This window comes from Priestia sp. HNGD-A6 (assembly GCF_045784335.1).
GTDB classification, from domain to species: domain Bacteria; phylum Bacillota; class Bacilli; order Bacillales; family Bacillaceae_H; genus Priestia; species Priestia zanthoxyli.
This window is the reverse complement of the sequence record NZ_CP138621.1, coordinates 3,724,182-3,740,492: the sequence shown is the minus strand read 5'-3', so window position 1 is coordinate 3,740,492 and position 16,311 is coordinate 3,724,182. Positions and strand designations below refer to the sequence as shown.

Genomic DNA, 16,311 nt, shown 5'->3' with positions numbered 1-16,311 from the left:
AAGCCCTTATTTCAGTTTATGCACAGATTCAATAAAGATGTCACCACGTTCTTCAAAAGTTTTAAATTGATCCCAGCTTGCACAAGCAGGAGATAATAAAATAACATCTTCTTCATCTGAACAAGCATATGCTTCTGAAACTGCTTGTTTAACATTATCGACACGTTTTACAATTTGTATTCCCTCTTCTTTGGCTACGCGTTCAATTTTAGGAGCCGTTTCACCAAACGTAATAACAGCTTTCACATTTTTAAACTCTTCTTTTAAATCATCAAACTCATTGCCGCGATCGAGTCCGCCTGCAAGTAGAATCGTCGGCTGTGAAAAAGCGGAAAGAGCTACTTTTGTAGCAAGCATATTTGTAGCTTTAGAGTCATTATAAAACTTACGTTTGTTGATTGTCGTGACATATTGAACGCGGTGTTTAACACCAGCAAACGTTGTGAGCACGGAGTAGATAGCTTCATTTGAACAGCCGTACAGCTTCACAACGGATACAGCTGCTAAAATATTTTCTTGATTATGTTTGCCTGGCAGCACCACATCTTTTAACGACATCACTTCTTCATCTTTAAAGAAAATCGTTTCGTTTTTAATATACGCTCCTTCTGTCGTTTGAGCTGTAACAGAAAAAGGTACTTTTGTCGCTTTAATATTTGCACTAGCTTTCATCACTAGCTCATCATCCGCATTAATAACGGCAAAGTCTTCACTTGTTTGATTGTTAAAGAGATTTGCTTTCGCTTTAATATATTCCTCTTTTGTACCATGATAGTCTAAGTGAGCATCAAACAAATTCAATAATAAAGAGATTTTCGGACGGAATTTTTCAATTCCCATCAGCTGAAAAGAAGAAAGCTCCGTTACAATTACATTGTCCTTTGTTGCTTTTTGCGCTACTTCACAAGCTACTGTTCCAATATTTCCAGCAATCAACGGCTGCTTTTGATCTTCTTCTAACATTTTATAAATGAGCGTTGTTGTTGTTGTCTTCCCATTGCTTCCCGTAATTCCGATAAAAGGAGCTTCGCTAATTTCATAAGCTAATTCTACCTCTGTTAAAATCGGAATATGTCGCTTTAATGCTTCTTGCAATAGAACATTTGAATACGGAATCCCAGGGTTTTTTACAATAACGTCCGCTTTGTCTAAAAGCTCAAGCGGATGATGTCCACAGACAACTTCAATGCCCGTTTTTTCTAATTCCTGTGCTGCTGCGTTCTCTTCGTACGGTTTTTGATCATTAACGACTACTTTAGCACCAAGCTGTTTAACTAACTGAGCGGCTGCTAAACCGCTCTTGGCTAATCCTAAAATAAGTACTTGTTTACCTTGATACGTATTGACTGATTTCATTTAAATCCACACCTCGATATAAATTCCAAGCATTGCAAATAATAGTCCTACAGCCCAAAAAGTCATAACTACGCGCCATTCCGACCAGCCGCTTAGCTCGTAATGGTGATGAAGCGGGCTCATTTTAAACACACGTTTTCCTGTTGTTTTGAAAGATGCGACTTGAATAATAACAGATAATGTTTCAATAACAAACACACCACCGATAATAACAAGCAAGAATTCCATTTTCATTAAGACAGCCACCGTAGCGATAGCTCCTCCTAGCGCTAAAGAACCCGTATCTCCCATAAACACTTTTGCAGGATGGGCGTTAAAAACTAAAAATCCTAACACAGCTCCTACTACAGCAACTGAGAAAATAGATAGTTCAAACTGCTCTGCATTCCAGGCGAGAACTGCAAATGCACCAAAAGCAATCGCACTTGTACCAGATACAAGTCCGTCTAATCCATCCGTTAAGTTGACCGCGTTTGAAAAACCAACAAGCCAGATGATGAGGAAAACAACATAAAACCAACCTAAATCGATTGGGTCTTTAATTCCTGGAATCGTCACTTCAGTTGAAAACTCAAACTGTCTTGCAATAAAGTAAAAAATAATTGAAATGACAACCTGACCTAAAAACTTTTGTTTAGATGTTAATCCAAGGTTACGCTTTAACACTACTTTTATAAAATCATCTAAAAATCCTAATAAACCAAATCCGATTGTGACAAATAATAATAGAAACGTCTTATATGTAAGTTCTGCATATTGATTGACCATAATAAGAGTTGCCACAATAATAGATAATAAAATCATGATACCGCCCATTGTAGGTGTACCTGATTTTTTTTGGTGAGATTTCGGGCCTTCATCACGAATACTTTGACCAAACTTTAATCTTCTTAAGAAGGGAATAAAAATCGGCGACAATACAACCGTAATCAAAAAGGCTACGCCGATTGTCAATAAAATTGATTGTTCTAGCACGATGCCCCCTCCTTAACTTCCAACTCATTCCGACTCATTTTGTTCTCTACCCATTTCATTACTACTTTCGCTCCTCAATCATTTTGCGTGCTACTTCTCGATCGTCAAAATCGAATACTTTTTTACCAATAATTTGATAGGTCTCGTGCCCTTTTCCAGCAATGACAATAACATCATCTGCATGCGCTGTTTCCACTGCATAGCGAATAGCTTCTGCACGATCAGCAATCGTCACATAGTTATCTGTATCCAAACCTTCTTCCATATCTTTTAAAATAGCCAATGGATCTTCACTTCGTGGATTATCAGATGTCAAAATAGCTTGTGTACTGTATTCAGCTGCAATCCGAGCCATGATTGGTCGTTTTGTACGATCTCGATCTCCGCCACAACCAACAATAACATATATATTGCGTTTTGCGAATTCTTTTACAGTTTTTAACACGTTCTCTAAGCTGTCCGGCGTGTGGGCATAATCCACGATAACCGTAAAATCTTGCTGCGCATCAACCACTTCAAAACGCCCAGACACACCTTCTAACACTTTTATTTCCTCGACAATAACTGACAGAGGGAGACCAGATACTAAACATGCAGCCGTAGCCGCTAATACGTTGTAGACGCTAAATTTCCCAATAAGCTTCATTTCTACAGAAACCGTTTCTGTCGGTGTTGTCAAATCGAACGTTGTGCCGCTGTTTGTAATTTGAATATTCGTTGCACGAATATCACTTTCACGGTCAATACCATACGTAATCACTGTAGCAGCCGTGTTTTTAATATATTCCTCGGTTGCCGCATCATCGACATTAAGAACAGCAAATTTAGGACGAGTATGGTTATAAGCATTTCCTAACTGTGCAAATAGCAACCCTTTCGCACGACGATAATCTTCCATTGTATGATGATAGTCGAGGTGATCTTGCGTTAAGTTACTAAATACTGCCACGTCAAAGTCGCACCCGTGTACGCGTCCTAAGTCAAGCGCGTGAGATGATACTTCCATCATCGCTACTTCTACATTCTCTTCCACCATTTGATTAAATGTTTTTTGAAGAGTCAGCGATTCAGGCGTTGTGTTTTTCACATCATAAGACGTATCACCAATACGAATTTCAATCGTTCCAATTAGACCCGTCTTTTTATACTGTGATTTAAAGATATGCTCAATTAAATGTGTAATCGTTGTTTTTCCATTTGTGCCTGTTACACCAATTAAATGCATTTTTTGTGTGGGCTGATTGTAGAAAGCATCCGCCAGCACTGCCATTGCTCGCTTTGTACTCTTCACGCGTACAACGGGCACTTCTACATCCACAGGCTTTTCTGCTAAGATTGCTACTGCCCCTTTTTCCACAGCCATCTGTGCAAAGCTATGACCATCAACCGTATAGCCGTCTATACAAATGAACAATGCTCCGGGCTTAACTTCTCTTGAATCCATTTCAATTGACGTAATATCAATATTCTGTTCAGGAAGCTGAACAAAATCATGTAAATGTGTTAGTAGTTCTCGTAAATCCATTCCTACCATGTCCTCTCTATTTGTAAAGTGAAACGTTTGTTATAAGACGCTATGGCAACTATTCTTCTTTTTCTAGCACCTAACCTATTACATTTTACAGAAAAAGAAGCCCGGAGGGAACACCCCCAAGGCTTATTTGTTGATTTCATGTTCACACGCAGCGTAACCTGCTGATTATCATGCAAGGAAGAATAATAGTTTATAGAGATTTTTATTTTCCCATATAAATTCTAACCGTTTCGCCTTCTTTAACTTTCGTTCCGGCTGCAGGAGACTGCTTGACCACTTTATCTCCTTCGCCACTCACATCTAATTTTAAATTAAGTAGCTGTTCTTGTAACTCTTTTTTTGACATTCCTACGACATTTGGTACTTTTATCATTGGTGTGTCCAGCCACGTTAACTCTTTTTCAATTTGTCCTTTACGCGGTTTAACGTCCATCACACGCAAACTGTCTTCAATCATTTTACCTACAATCGGAGCTGCTACCACTCCACCAAACTGAATGGTGCCCTTTGGATTATCAACCGCAACATACACGACAATTTCAGGGTTATCTGCTGGTGCAACACCGATAAAAGAAACGATGTGATTATTTTTTAAATACTTTCCATTTTGAGCTTTCTGCGCCGTACCCGTCTTTCCTCCAACGCGGTACCCTTCCACAAAAGCTCCTTTTCCGCTTCCTTGTGCGACTACACTTTCAAGAGCAAAACGCACTTGCTTAGACGTTTCCTCGGAAATAACTTTTCGCTTAGCAACCGGTTTATGACTGCTTACAACTTTTCCGGTAGTTGGATCCACCCACTCTTTTGCAATATAAGGTTCATAAAGCGTTCCACCGTTTACGGCTGCTGAAACAGCAGCTACTTGTTGAATAGGAGTAACAGCAACCCCTTGCCCAAAAGCTGTTGTAGCTTGTTCAACCGGCCCCACGCGCTCAAGCGGGAACAAAATTCCTTTTGCTTCCCCTTGTAAATCAATACCTGTTTTTTGACCAAAGCCAAATTCTTTAATGTATTTGAACAATTTCTCTTTTCCTAAACGTTCTCCAAGCTCCACAAAACCAGGGTTACATGAGTTCTGTACAACTTCTAAAAAAGACTGCTGTCCGTGTCCGCCTTTTTTCCAGCAGCGAAGTCTCGCTCCTCCAACTTCCGCGGCTCCATCATCGTAGAATTGATCTTTTAGTAAATCCACTTTCTTTTCTTCAAGAGCAGCTGCCAGTGTAATAATCTTAAACGTTGATCCGGGCTCATATACGCTCCAGATTGGAAGATTGCGATTATACACCTCAGGCTTCACATTTTTAAAATCCGTCGGATCAAAGCCCGGACGACTTGACATACCTAAAATTTCACCGTTTTTAGGATTCATGGCAATGGCAATCATACCATCTGGATTATAAGCTGTCTGAGCATTATCCAACTCACGCTCCATGATTGTTTGCACACGTGAATCAATGGTCAATCTCAAATCGAGCCCGTCCACAGGCGCTGTGTAGTCATCGGCTATATTGGGCATCTTTTTACCTTTAGCATCAGAATACAATTTAACTGAACCTTTTTGTCCTTTTAGCTCTTTATCATAATATAATTCAAGGCCCGTTAACCCTTGATTATCTACTCCCGCAAAGCCTAATACATGCGACAAATAACTTCCAAACGGATAGTACCGCTTCGAATCCTCAGCTATATATACGCCTTTTAAATTTAAATTTCGCACTTCATTTGCTTTCGCATGTGAAATTTTTCTTCCTTCAGGACGCAAATATACGCTAGAAGAAGCTTTTGTTATTTGTTCATATACTTTTTCTTTTGATGCTCCCAGCACTTTTGCTAACTTTTCAGCCGTAACAGCTGGATTTTCAACTTGTCTTGGCATAACTAAAACGGTCGGTGCACTTTTATTTGTAGCAAGTGCCACATCATTGCGATCTAGTATCTTTCCTCTTTCAGGTTCAAAAGGAATATTCCGACTCCATAAGTCTTTGGCTTTTTCAGTTAGCGTATCCCCAGTCAGCAACTGTACATATCCAAGCCTTGTATCAATAATCAAAAACACAATAAAACCGACAAACAAAACAATGGCTAGCCTTTTACGAACTGTGACTCCTGATACCCGCATATATTAGAACCTCCTCTGAATCGGCTCGTTCCAATATATGCTTGTACAGGATTCACTAGAACTTATTTTCTAGTCAAGTTGCTTATCGTCTTTTTTACTGTCAGATTCACTTTTTTCTGTTTCTTTTAACTTATTTAACGTGCTTGAAAATTCTTTAGGCGTTTCAAGTTCCACTTTCAGGTACGTTCCTGATTTTAGCGGATCTCCTGCTTTAATACTTTGACTTACAACATAACCATTTTCAAGTGCGCTAGGTCGAACGTTGACAAATTCACTAAAGCGAATAACGTCACGATGTGAAAAACCTGTTAAATCAGGCATTGTGGCTTTTCCGTTTGTCTTAATGAACACGCGCTGTCCAGTAATAATTGTATCAGCAGTCGGTAATTGGCTTTCTACCGTATCTCCTTTACCTATTACAACAGGAATAAGGCCTTTTTGTTTTAAGTCTTTCACGGTACTATCAACTGATTCATTAACGTAAGATTTAAGCTTAATTTCTGAATCCACTTTCTTCTCTTCCGTTTCTTTCCCGTCTTCATCCTTCTTAGTAGGCTCTACACCTAAGTACTGTAAACTATTCTTCATAACCGGATTAAATACAGCAACAAGGGGTTCACTCCCTGCCTCTTGGGGCTTGAGAGTCGGATTTTTAACGGCTACATAGACAAGCAGCTTTGGATCTTTTGCTGGTGCAAAGCCCATAAAGGAAATAAAGTTTTTCCCATGTCCATGCAGGTAACCTCCGCTAGGACCAGGAATTTGAGCTGTACCGGTTTTTCCAGCAACATCATACCCTTCAATTGCGTATGGTTTTCCTGTTCCGTTCTCTGAAGAAACAACGGTTTCTAAAATACCTAGCGTCTCGTTCGCTGCTTTTTTAGAAATTGGTTGTCCTACCACGGTAGGTTTCGTTTTTTTAATCGTTTTTTTATTTGTTTCATCGACTACTTGTTTAATCACGTAAGGCTTCATCATCTTGCCGTCATTCGCAATCGCAGTAGCCGCTTGAATTTCTTGAATAGGCGTAAAAGCAGATGCCTGTCCAAACGCAGTGGTAACTCGGTCTCTCGGGTACTTCGTTACTAATTTGCTGGAAGCTTCGTTTGGCAAGTCAATCCCCGTTTTATCCATAAATCCAAACTTATCTAAGTATTTATACAAACGATCGGTGCCCAGTTTCTCATTTGCCAAAATAGCGACCGCTACGTTTGAAGACCTTTGGATTCCTTCATTAAATGTAATAGCTCCCCAGCCGACCCCAGCGTTGTGATCGTTAATTGGAACGCTGTTTTTCGTTACTTTATAAGACCCAGACTGATAGCGGTCTTCGCCGTTATAAACGCCTGCATCAATCGCGGCTGCTAGCGTAAAGATTTTCATCGTTGAACCAAGCTCATAGCTGTTTTCAACAAACGGATTGCGATAAGAAGTGATATCACGAATATTTGGATCAAATGAAGGTCGATTTGACATCGCCAAAATTTCACCAGTTTTCGGATTCACTACCGTTGCCATTAGTTCTTCTGGTTTGTACTCTTTAGCTGCTGTTGTCATCGCATCTTCTAAGAACGTCTGAATTTTTTCATCAATCGTAAGCGTAACGCTGTCTCCGTTTTTAGGAGCTACAATTGACTCTTTTGGATCCGGAAGCTTAATTCCGTTTTTAGCAGCTTCGTATTTCACATATCCATCTTCTTCAGAAAGCTGCTTATCAAATACTTTTTCAATTCCCATTTTCCCTACGATTTTGCCCGTATCATCTTTTTGTGCATATCCTAAAATACTTGAGGCAAATACACCGTTTGGATAGAAACGCTTCGAATCACGTAAAAACGTAATACCTGGGAGGTTTAGTTTCTCAATTTTTTGCTTTAGCACGTTATCAATGTCACGGCCTCCAGGACCAAGTTCGACTTGGAATGCCTTCCTTTTAATTCCTCTCGTTAACATGCTTTCAATTTTTGATTCGTCCATATTCAGTAGCGGCGCTAGCTTTTCAGCTGTCTTTTCAGGGTCTACCACGTGCTGTGGATGTTTTTTATCTTCTGACTGCGACTCCTTCAAAATTGCCACAACCGTATAAGCACCCGTGTCTTGGGCGATTGCTTCTCCATTTCGATCGTAAATCGTACCGCGCTGTCCTTCAATTTTGGACGTTCGCGTATGCTGTTTTTGTGCAATTTCGGCTAAAACTTCTCCATTTGCTTTACCCGTCGCTTGGATGTAAAAGAACCTGATGGCTAATACAAAAAAGAGCAATGCAAATATTAAAATTAATATTGCTGCTCCTGTACTAATATTGCTATTTTTTCTTGGCGTAGTCATCGCAATTAATCGTTAACGACTTTTACGTTATTTTCATTCAATTTTAGTCCAAGTTCTTTTGCTTTTGTCCAAATACGATCGTATGCACTTAACTCTGTTACCTGTAATTTTAACTCATTGTTTTTTGCTTCTTGCTTGTCAATCTTTCCATCGAGTGATTGCACTTCTTCACTGATGCTATAAAGCGAAGATTGATTTGAAATGATTTGCACAGACCCAAACAGCATGAGTGCGACAAACCCAGAATACACAATTTTTTCACCAACCGTGATTTTTCTTTTTGTCTTTCGAACAACTTGACGTACCGTCTTTTGCTGCTTCTGCTGCTGATCTTGCTCTCTTACTTTGTATGCTGCATTGTTCATTCTGGTCCCCTCCTCTTTGATTAAACCCTTTTATTAGACTAATTTCTCAACAATTCGAAGCTTTGCCGAACGCGCGCGCTTATTTTCTTCTACCTCTTCTTCTGAAGGTAAAATAGGTTTTCTTGTAATGACTTTCATTTTAGGTTTAAATTCTTCTGGAATAACCGGCAGTCCATGAGGAAGCTGCGGAACCGTGCTTGCATTTTTAAACGCTACTTTACAAATTCGGTCTTCAAGTGAATGGAAGGTAATAACACTTACACGTCCACCTTTTTTGATTACATCCATGGCCTGTTCAATTGCATCTTCAAATACTTGAAGCTCATCATTTACAGCAATTCGAATAGCCTGGAAAATCCGTTTTGCCGGATGTCCGCCCGTTCGTCTAGCTGGCGCTGGAATACCATCTTTAATAAGATCAACCAGCTCTAGCGTTGTTTCAATTGGTTTAGACTCTCGATATGCCTCAATTTTGCGGGCAATTTGTTTCGAAAACTTTTCTTCTCCATATTGGAAAAAGATTTTTACAAGTTTTTCATAAGGCCATTCATTTACTACGTTGTACGCAGAAAACTTTGAGTTTTGATCCATGCGCATATCAAGCGGGGCCTCATGATGAAAGCTGAACCCTCGCTCTGGTGTATCCAACTGAGGAGACGAGACGCCTAGGTCAAACAATACTCCATCTACTTCTTCAATTCCATGTTTCATTAGCTGCTCTTTTAAATAGCGAAAATTACTTTTGATTAGAATAACTCTGTCTAGATACGGGGCTAATTTTTCTTTTGCATTTTCAAGAGCAACATCGTCTTGATCAAACGCAATTAATTTCCCTTTTTCTGATAGCTGTTTTACGATATATTCACTATGACCTGCTCCGCCAAGCGTGCAGTCGACATATACTCCATCCGGCTTAATATTTAAGCCTTCCGCTGCTTCTTTAAGCAAAACAGTTGTGTGATTAAACATTATGACACCTACTTCTTTCTAAACTACTTAGTTATGTATACAAAAAGCAAAAAACGGTGTTTTTCTTTGATATATATACACGTTTATATTATATATCAAAGTTCAACATTATTTCAGCTATTTATATAAGAATTAAGTAGAATTTTGTCTTTTTGTCACAAATAGTGTCATTTTGTTAAAAGTAGGACATATTCGTAGAATAAAATGTAAGGAATATAAGGTTTTTTTGTGTAATTAGAAATAAATACCTTATAAGGATTCAATTGGCTGACATTCACCTTGTAAACTTGTTCTCTTTTTCAAAATAAAAATCCTGCTTTTCAGCAGGATTTTATTAGACATAACAGACTTTTAACTGGTGATTTAATTCGACTTCAGCACTTAGTAAATCTGACACAAATTGCATACCATAGCCGTTTAAATAATACATAATATTCCACATGCGTTCTTGTGGAGCATTGTAGGGACGAAGAGCAAGTTCAATTTGAGCATATTTTGAATGCTTCACATCGTGCTTAATGAGCTGTTTGGATTCGACAATCTTTTGAATGGTTTCAAACTGCTTTTGAATAATCGCTCGATTTTTAAGCATGACTTCATCAAATGTTTTGTCTTCTTTTTGAATATTTTCACGAAGAGTTTTATGAATTTTTTCAAAATCTTCTTTCGCTTTTTCAAAATACATTTCGTACGGGTTGTGAACTTCTGTCTTAAGCCAGTGCTCCCTCTCTGCATCTACGCCTTTGTTAATGACATTCGAAAGGTCTAACTGAAGTTCATCCATATACTTCTCGATATGTCTTTCTACGATTGCATAGGATAACCTCGGAACCACGGGAGGCATTTTAAAGCTAAATAAAGAAAATGCTTTTTCAAGCTCTGCCCAATACGCTACTTCCCCTGGACCTGCAATAAACGCAAGGGTAGGAAGTAAGTACTCCTGCATAAGGGGTCTAGTCACAACGTTATTACTAAGAAGCTCTGGCGTTTGTTTAGCAATTTGAACCAGCTCTTCTTTAGACAGCGCGAGTTCATTTTGCTTTCCAACAAACTGCTCTTGCTCTGCGTCTCTTTCTAAAAGTACTCTGTTTTCGTTGTGTGAATAAAAGACATGGGCCGTTTCTTCTCCCACTTCAATCATTCGTCCGTATTGTTTTTGAATCTCTGTTTGCTGTTCCATAACGGCTGACGATAATTTGTCATTTTGTTCAATTAACGTCACAAAGAAAGAAGATTCAATGCTGCGCACTTCTTTAGAAGCTGCATCCATTAAAATAAGACCTGATTCTGCAAACAATGTGGTAACCAAATGAGCAAAGAAATCGACATAGGTACGTGATTTATCTAACGCCTCTAAAACAAAGTGTAACACCTGATTTGTATGCGCCGTTTCGTTAAACGTTTGAAAAATATCACGAACCCAGCTTCTACAGGCTTCATGATCTAATTCGATTTGAGAAACCATTTGCTTTTTCTTTAAAGAATGCTTTAACGTTTTCTTTAAAAGCTGGTTTTTATGCTCTGTGTATACATGGTTGATCTCAGCAAAATCATGATCTTCTCCAGCAATCCAAAATACCGGAAGCACGGGCACGTTTAGAGCTGCCTCTTGTTGTTTAGCTAGCAGCACAATTGAAATCACTTTATGAATGGTGTACAAAGGACCCGTAAGCAGCCCCGCTTGCTGACCTCCAACGACCACTACGCTGTTAGGATCTTTTAGCTTTTCAATATTTTCAATCGTCTTAGAAGATGCTCCGTAGCGCTTATTAAAATCAAGCAGATACTCAGCAAGCTGTTCTCTTGGATAAGACTGCTTTTGAACGTCCGCTAAACGTTTTTCATATACGTCTTTTTCGTGTATATTATAATGAAAAAAGGAAAGTGCTTGCTTTTCACCTTTTATGTAATCGTTCGTTAGTTTGTTTCCCGCCTTTAAAGAGACGTCTGTAATCTCCATGAAAGAACTTCCTTTCTTTTCCTAATACTTATATTCTCTACATATAGCTTCATTATCCATAATGTAACTGCTCACGTCTAGTAACATGCTTTACAGAGAGGAAATACGAAAAGCGATTCCACCTATATTTAACACAATATGTGCAATAAGAAACAAAACGAAATTCATCCGAAAGAACCCTTTCGCAATAAGCTTCATTTCTAAGTCATGTTTGACTTTCCAATGTACAAACATCATAATCATTGCCACAACTAAAAGGACTAACGCAATCAACCACAAAAAAGAGTGCCCAAAAATTTCCACAGCTGCATAATGCACGGACAAAATAAGAAAAACCGTAGTAATGTACGTTGCTATGTGGACAGATTTCCTTTTATTTTTCGTCAGTTTGCGTAAAAGCATGTATAGAATAAAAAAACCGACGAGCGGCAGAGTGACAAACGTCGCAAAAACGCCAGCAATAAAACTTCCCATGTTACTCACCCTTTTCTTCTTCGATTCCTTTTATTGACCTATATAAAAAGTCAACAATAGGCGTCGACGTTCTTTTTTCAGCAGCTTGTGTTTGGATATAACCTAAGATAGCATCAATCTCGGTTTGCCGCCCCTCCTGTATATCTTTTAGCATAGAAGATTGATTTGTACTCGTGCGCGAACAAACCCCCATCGCATTTTCCCAATAATTAAAAGCTGAATCCAGTTTTAACACATCTGCAATCTCTTCATACAATAGACGCATCGTTTTATAAAAGTAGCTGTTGTAAATCAGCTGCCCATTTTTCACGCGATACAGCGCCGTAAGAGGATTAATGAGCGCATTTACAACTAATTTCTTCACCAGCATCGCATACCAATCTTTTTCAATTACCCAAGGAAAATTCACAATCGGTAAGATAGACTCCATTTCTCCTCTGTACAAAGCAATACGGGTTGTTCCTATTCCTGTATGATGGACGCTATCCATATTTGTACGCATTGCCCCATGTTCAACTGTACCCAAATAGAGAGTGCGCTGCGGGAGGTTTTTGAGAATTTCAATATGGCTCATACCGTTTTGGATAAACAAAAGGGGAGTATGTATAGTAAGGGTTTTAATAAAAGGAATAATCTCTTTTAAATGATACTGTTTTACAGTAATAATGATTAAATCTGCTTCTTTTATGTTTTTTTCCAGAGGGATAGCACTGACTTTTTTCGTGTGATGTTCCCCTTGTCTATGTAAGGTAATTCCATTTTCGTTAATACACTTTGCTTGAGTTGGTGTTTTCGTGTACAAGGTTACATCATAACAATCTGATAAATACGCGCTAAACAACAGACCTAATGATCCGCCTCCAATAATACCTATAGTTTTCATCGTATTTTTTGTTCCTCTTTCTATTATTGAGTTTCATTTTAGCAAAAAAATGCTTTGAATTAAATGCATTCTTTAAATTTTACCTATTCATATAGCCCGTGTGATTAAAAATCACCGGGCTTATTGTAAATTATTTAGAGTGATCCCGTTTTTTTCTATTATACGGGATACACCGGATGTTTACGACGGCTAAAGGTCACATTCTTTGTTTCATATAAGCGAAAGCGGTCAATTAACGTTCGACGCAGTTCGTTAGCAGGAACGATATCGTCAATAATAAGTTCAGATGCCAGCGTATAGATATCGATGTGTTCTTTATACTCTTGCTGTTTCTGTTTAACAAACATGAACCGCTCTTTCGGATCTTCAATTTCATTAATTTTATTAGAATAGACGGCATTTACTGCAGCTTCAGGACCCATTACGGCAATTTGAGCAGTAGGCAATGCAATGCAGCAATCTGGTTCAAAAGCCGGACCAGCCATAGCGTAAAGCCCTGCGCCATAAGCTTTACGCATGACTACGGAAATTTTAGGAACTGTAGCTGAACTCATCGCTGCAATTAATTTGGCTCCATGTCTAATGATGCCAGCTCTTTCTACTTTGGTTCCAATCATAAATCCAGGCACGTCAGCTAAAAACAGCAAAGGAATATGGAATGCATCGCACAGTTGAATAAATTTTGCGCCTTTATCTGCTGAATCTACAAACAGCACTCCCCCTTTAACTTTTGGCTGATTAGCAACAATCCCCACTACTTTTCCATCTATTCGTGCAAGCCCTGTTACCAATTCGGCGGCAAACAGTTTTTTTATTTCAAAAAAGCTCCCCTCGTCAATAAGGGTATCAATTGCTTCATAGATATCAAATGGAACATTTTGATTCTCCGGAATTAGTTCTACTAAATCCTTTGTCTGCTTAGGCTCTTTAGCTTTTTGTACTTTAGGCTTTTCTTGATAGTTTTGTGGAAAATAGGTTAAATAAGATTTGGCATACGAAATAGCTTCTTCTTCAGAATAAGCCAGTACATCTCCACATCCGCTAACGCTGCAGTGCATATGTGCTCCTCCCATTTCCTCTAGCGTAACCTTTTCTCCAATAACGGCTTCGGCCATACGCGGCGAACCTAAGTACATAGAAGCGTTTCCATCTACCATCACAACAATATCACAAAATGCAGGGATATAAGCCCCTCCAGCTGCTGACGGACCGAAAAGCAAACAAATTTGAGGAATGACGCCGGAAAGTTTTACTTGATTGTGAAAGATCCGTCCAGCTCCTCTGCGGTTTGGAAACATATCTAATTGATCCGTAATACGCGCTCCAGCAGAATCCACTAGGTACAGCAAAGGCACATGCAGTTTTTCCGCTACTTCTTGAATCCGAATAATTTTCTCTACTGTTCTGGCCCCCCAAGACCCTGCTTTTACAGTAGAGTCATTAGCCATTACACAAACCGTTTCACCGTTTACTTTTCCAATTGCGGTTACAACACCGTCTGCCGGCAACCCTTGGGCTTTATTATTTGCAAACATACCGTCTTCTTCATATTTCCCGTCATCGAATAAAAGGGCTAAACGATCTCTTACAAAAAGCTTCTGTTGTTTTGCAAGTTTCTCTTTGTACTTTTCAGCGTTGCCCCGCTCTACTTTTTGACGGTTTTCATCATATTTTTTCTGAGATTCACCTGTATGTATCATGATATCTCCCCTTTATGAGTTATGAAATAGTCACCAAAACGTCGCCTTCGTTAACAAAATCCCCCACCGCTATATGGACCGTCTCTGCAATACCGGCTTGATCGCTTTCAATAGGAATTTCCATTTTCATAGATTCTAATACAACAACAACTTCTCCTTTAGTTACACTTGCTCCTTGCTGAACAAACACATTAAATACCATGCCTGCCATTGTCGCTTTGATTTCACTCATTGTGGTGCTCCTCCTTTATTTAATACTGTTGATAATAACGATGTGTTGTAGGCGCCTTTTTCATATAACTCTTCATTTAACAACTGCTTAAATAGAGGAATATTTGTTTTGATTCCCTCTACAACAGCTTCTGTAAAATATGATTTAGCTAGTTCAATTGCATTTGAACGCGTACGACCAGTAATGATAACCTTTGCAATCATTGGATCATAAAAAGGTGTAACCGCATTCATATCACTGTAGCCGCTATCCACGCGCGCGTAGGTTCGCTCCGGCAAGTGATAACCCGTAATTTTCCCCGGAGCCGGTAAAAAAGTAAACGGATCTTCTGCATAAATTCGAAATTCAATGGCGTAGTTATTTGCTGCTATTTCCTCTTGCATACGAGGAAGCTTTTCACCGCGCGCAGCTAAAATCTGCCACTTAACTAAATCGACCCCTGCAATTTGCTCGGTGATCGGATGCTCAACTTGCAGCCGCGTGTTCATTTCAAGAAAATAAAAATTTTCGTCTTCATCCACGATAAACTCCACCGTACCCGCATTATAATAGCCGATTGCTTTAGCCGCTTGAACGGCTTGGTTTTGCATGGCTTGTCGCGTACTTTCTTTTAAAGCAAGCGCAGGGGCTTCTTCAATCACTTTTTGATTTCTTCTTTGTACGGAACAATCGCGTTCAAAAAGATGAACGACATTACCATGCTGATCTCCAAACACCTGTACCTCGATATGTTTTGCGTTTGTGATAAGCTTTTCAATAAACATTCCTTCATGACCAAAATATGCTTTTGCTCTTGCTTTTGTTGAGGCATATACTTGTTTTACTGCTTCTTCGTTATCGCAGCGCACCATCCCAATTCCTCCGCCGCCTCCGCTTGCTTTTAACATAACGGGATATCCAATTACCCCCGCTACTTTACAAGCCTCTTCAACTGACGTCACATCGCCCTCGCTGCCGGGGACAACGGGTACACCCGCTTCTTTCATCGCAGCGCGGGCAGCGATTTTGTCGCCCATCATCGAAATGATTTCGGGAGAAGGACCGATAAAACAAAAACCTTCATCAATCGCTCTTTTAGCAAATGCACTATTTTCCGATAAAAATCCATATCCAGGATGAATGGCGTCTACTTTTTCTTCATGACTAATTCTAAGCAGCTCTTCCACATTCAAATATGACTTTTGCACAGGAGGCTCTCCAATTCGACGTGCTTTTGTAGCCGCTTGAACATAAGGAAGTTCTGCATCTGCATCGGAATAGACAGCCACCGTTTCAATACCCATTTGTTTGCATGTATGAATAATACGAAGAGCAATTTCTCCTCGATTTGCAATCAGTATTTTTTTCACCTTTCTCTCCCCTTTCCTCAAATTTCTACTTTCCCCCATATAATTCTACAATAATTTTAAAACTCCT

General features: G+C 39.2%; 13 protein-coding genes. All 13 read right to left on the bottom strand.

What is annotated here, in order from left to right; all coding sequences use genetic code 11:
• Window positions 1-6 precede the first annotated feature (6 nt).
• Window positions 7-1,356: a UDP-N-acetylmuramoyl-L-alanine--D-glutamate ligase gene (murD, locus tag SCI76_RS19150; protein ID WP_028411474.1), complete on the bottom strand. Its 1,350-nt coding sequence runs from the start codon at window positions 1,354-1,356 to the stop codon at window positions 7-9.
• Complete coding sequence (mraY, locus tag SCI76_RS19145) at window positions 1,357-2,331, bottom strand: phospho-N-acetylmuramoyl-pentapeptide-transferase (protein WP_013058961.1); 975 nt, start codon at window positions 2,329-2,331, stop codon at window positions 1,357-1,359.
• Between the two features lie 61 nt (window positions 2,332-2,392).
• Complete coding sequence (locus SCI76_RS19140) at window positions 2,393-3,856, bottom strand: UDP-N-acetylmuramoyl-L-alanyl-D-glutamate--2,6-diaminopimelate ligase (protein WP_407544125.1); 1,464 nt, start codon at window positions 3,854-3,856, stop codon at window positions 2,393-2,395.
• A 211-nt stretch (window positions 3,857-4,067) separates the two neighbouring features.
• Window positions 4,068-5,984: a stage V sporulation protein D gene (locus tag SCI76_RS19135; protein WP_013084856.1), complete on the bottom strand. Its 1,917-nt coding sequence runs from the start codon at window positions 5,982-5,984 to the stop codon at window positions 4,068-4,070.
• 69 nt (window positions 5,985-6,053) lie between these two features.
• Entirely contained in the window at window positions 6,054-8,312 is a 2,259-nt protein-coding gene (locus tag SCI76_RS19130) for a penicillin-binding protein (RefSeq protein ID WP_168761255.1), read from the bottom strand.
• A 5-nt stretch (window positions 8,313-8,317) separates the two neighbouring features.
• Entirely contained in the window at window positions 8,318-8,677 is a 360-nt protein-coding gene (ftsL, locus tag SCI76_RS19125) for a cell division protein FtsL (RefSeq protein ID WP_028410764.1), read from the bottom strand.
• A gap of 33 nt (window positions 8,678-8,710) precedes the next feature.
• Window positions 8,711-9,646 carry a 16S rRNA (cytosine(1402)-N(4))-methyltransferase RsmH gene (gene rsmH, locus SCI76_RS19120; protein ID WP_028411477.1) on the bottom strand — a complete coding sequence of 312 codons (936 nt, stop codon included), beginning with the start codon at window positions 9,644-9,646 and terminating at the stop codon, window positions 8,711-8,713.
• Between the two features lie 334 nt (window positions 9,647-9,980).
• Entirely contained in the window at window positions 9,981-11,606 is a 1,626-nt protein-coding gene (gene bshC / locus SCI76_RS19115) for a bacillithiol biosynthesis cysteine-adding enzyme BshC (protein ID WP_407544122.1), read from the bottom strand.
• 90 nt (window positions 11,607-11,696) lie between these two features.
• Window positions 11,697-12,080, bottom strand: coding sequence for a DUF3397 domain-containing protein (locus SCI76_RS19110; protein WP_013058968.1), 384 nt, complete (start codon window positions 12,078-12,080; stop codon window positions 11,697-11,699).
• 1 nt (window position 12,081) lies between these two features.
• Entirely contained in the window at window positions 12,082-12,963 is an 882-nt protein-coding gene (locus SCI76_RS19105; RefSeq protein ID WP_407544120.1) for a 2-dehydropantoate 2-reductase, read from the bottom strand.
• A 158-nt stretch (window positions 12,964-13,121) separates the two neighbouring features.
• A complete protein-coding gene (locus tag SCI76_RS19100; RefSeq protein ID WP_048019821.1) occupies window positions 13,122-14,663 on the bottom strand; it encodes an acyl-CoA carboxylase subunit beta in 1,542 nt (513 codons plus the stop codon).
• Between the two features lie 19 nt (window positions 14,664-14,682).
• A complete protein-coding gene (locus SCI76_RS19095; RefSeq protein WP_033579761.1) occupies window positions 14,683-14,895 on the bottom strand; it encodes a biotin/lipoyl-containing protein in 213 nt (70 codons plus the stop codon).
• Window positions 14,892-16,244, bottom strand: a complete 1,353-nt coding sequence (locus tag SCI76_RS19090) for an acetyl/propionyl/methylcrotonyl-CoA carboxylase subunit alpha (protein WP_028411481.1) — start codon at window positions 16,242-16,244, stop codon at window positions 14,892-14,894. Before SCI76_RS19090 ends, SCI76_RS19095 begins: the two co-directional genes overlap by 4 nt.
• Window positions 16,245-16,311: the final 67 nt, after the last annotated feature.

What these genes read in the sequence shown, in the direction of transcription:
- murD (WP_028411474.1), bottom strand. Translation starts at nt 1,356, where the DNA reads ATGAAATCAGTCAATACGTATCAAGGTAAACAAGTACTTATTTTAGGA.
- SCI76_RS19140 (WP_407544125.1), bottom strand. Translation starts at nt 3,856, where the DNA reads ATGGATTTACGAGAACTACTAACACATTTACATGATTTTGTTCAGCTT.
- SCI76_RS19135 (WP_013084856.1), bottom strand. Translation starts at nt 5,984, where the DNA reads ATGCGGGTATCAGGAGTCACAGTTCGTAAAAGGCTAGCCATTGTTTTG.
- SCI76_RS19130 (WP_168761255.1), bottom strand. Translation starts at nt 8,312, where the DNA reads ATGACTACGCCAAGAAAAAATAGCAATATTAGTACAGGAGCAGCAATA.
- ftsL (WP_028410764.1), bottom strand. Translation starts at nt 8,677, where the DNA reads ATGAACAATGCAGCATACAAAGTAAGAGAGCAAGATCAGCAGCAGAAG.
- rsmH (WP_028411477.1), bottom strand. Translation starts at nt 9,646, where the DNA reads ATGTTTAATCACACAACTGTTTTGCTTAAAGAAGCAGCGGAAGGCTTA.
- bshC (WP_407544122.1), bottom strand. Translation starts at nt 11,606, where the DNA reads ATGGAGATTACAGACGTCTCTTTAAAGGCGGGAAACAAACTAACGAAC.
- SCI76_RS19110 (WP_013058968.1), bottom strand. Translation starts at nt 12,080, where the DNA reads ATGGGAAGTTTTATTGCTGGCGTTTTTGCGACGTTTGTCACTCTGCCG.
- SCI76_RS19105 (WP_407544120.1), bottom strand. Translation starts at nt 12,963, where the DNA reads ATGAAAACTATAGGTATTATTGGAGGCGGATCATTAGGTCTGTTGTTT.
- SCI76_RS19100 (WP_048019821.1), bottom strand. Translation starts at nt 14,663, where the DNA reads ATGATACATACAGGTGAATCTCAGAAAAAATATGATGAAAACCGTCAA.
- SCI76_RS19095 (WP_033579761.1), bottom strand. Translation starts at nt 14,895, where the DNA reads ATGAGTGAAATCAAAGCGACAATGGCAGGCATGGTATTTAATGTGTTT.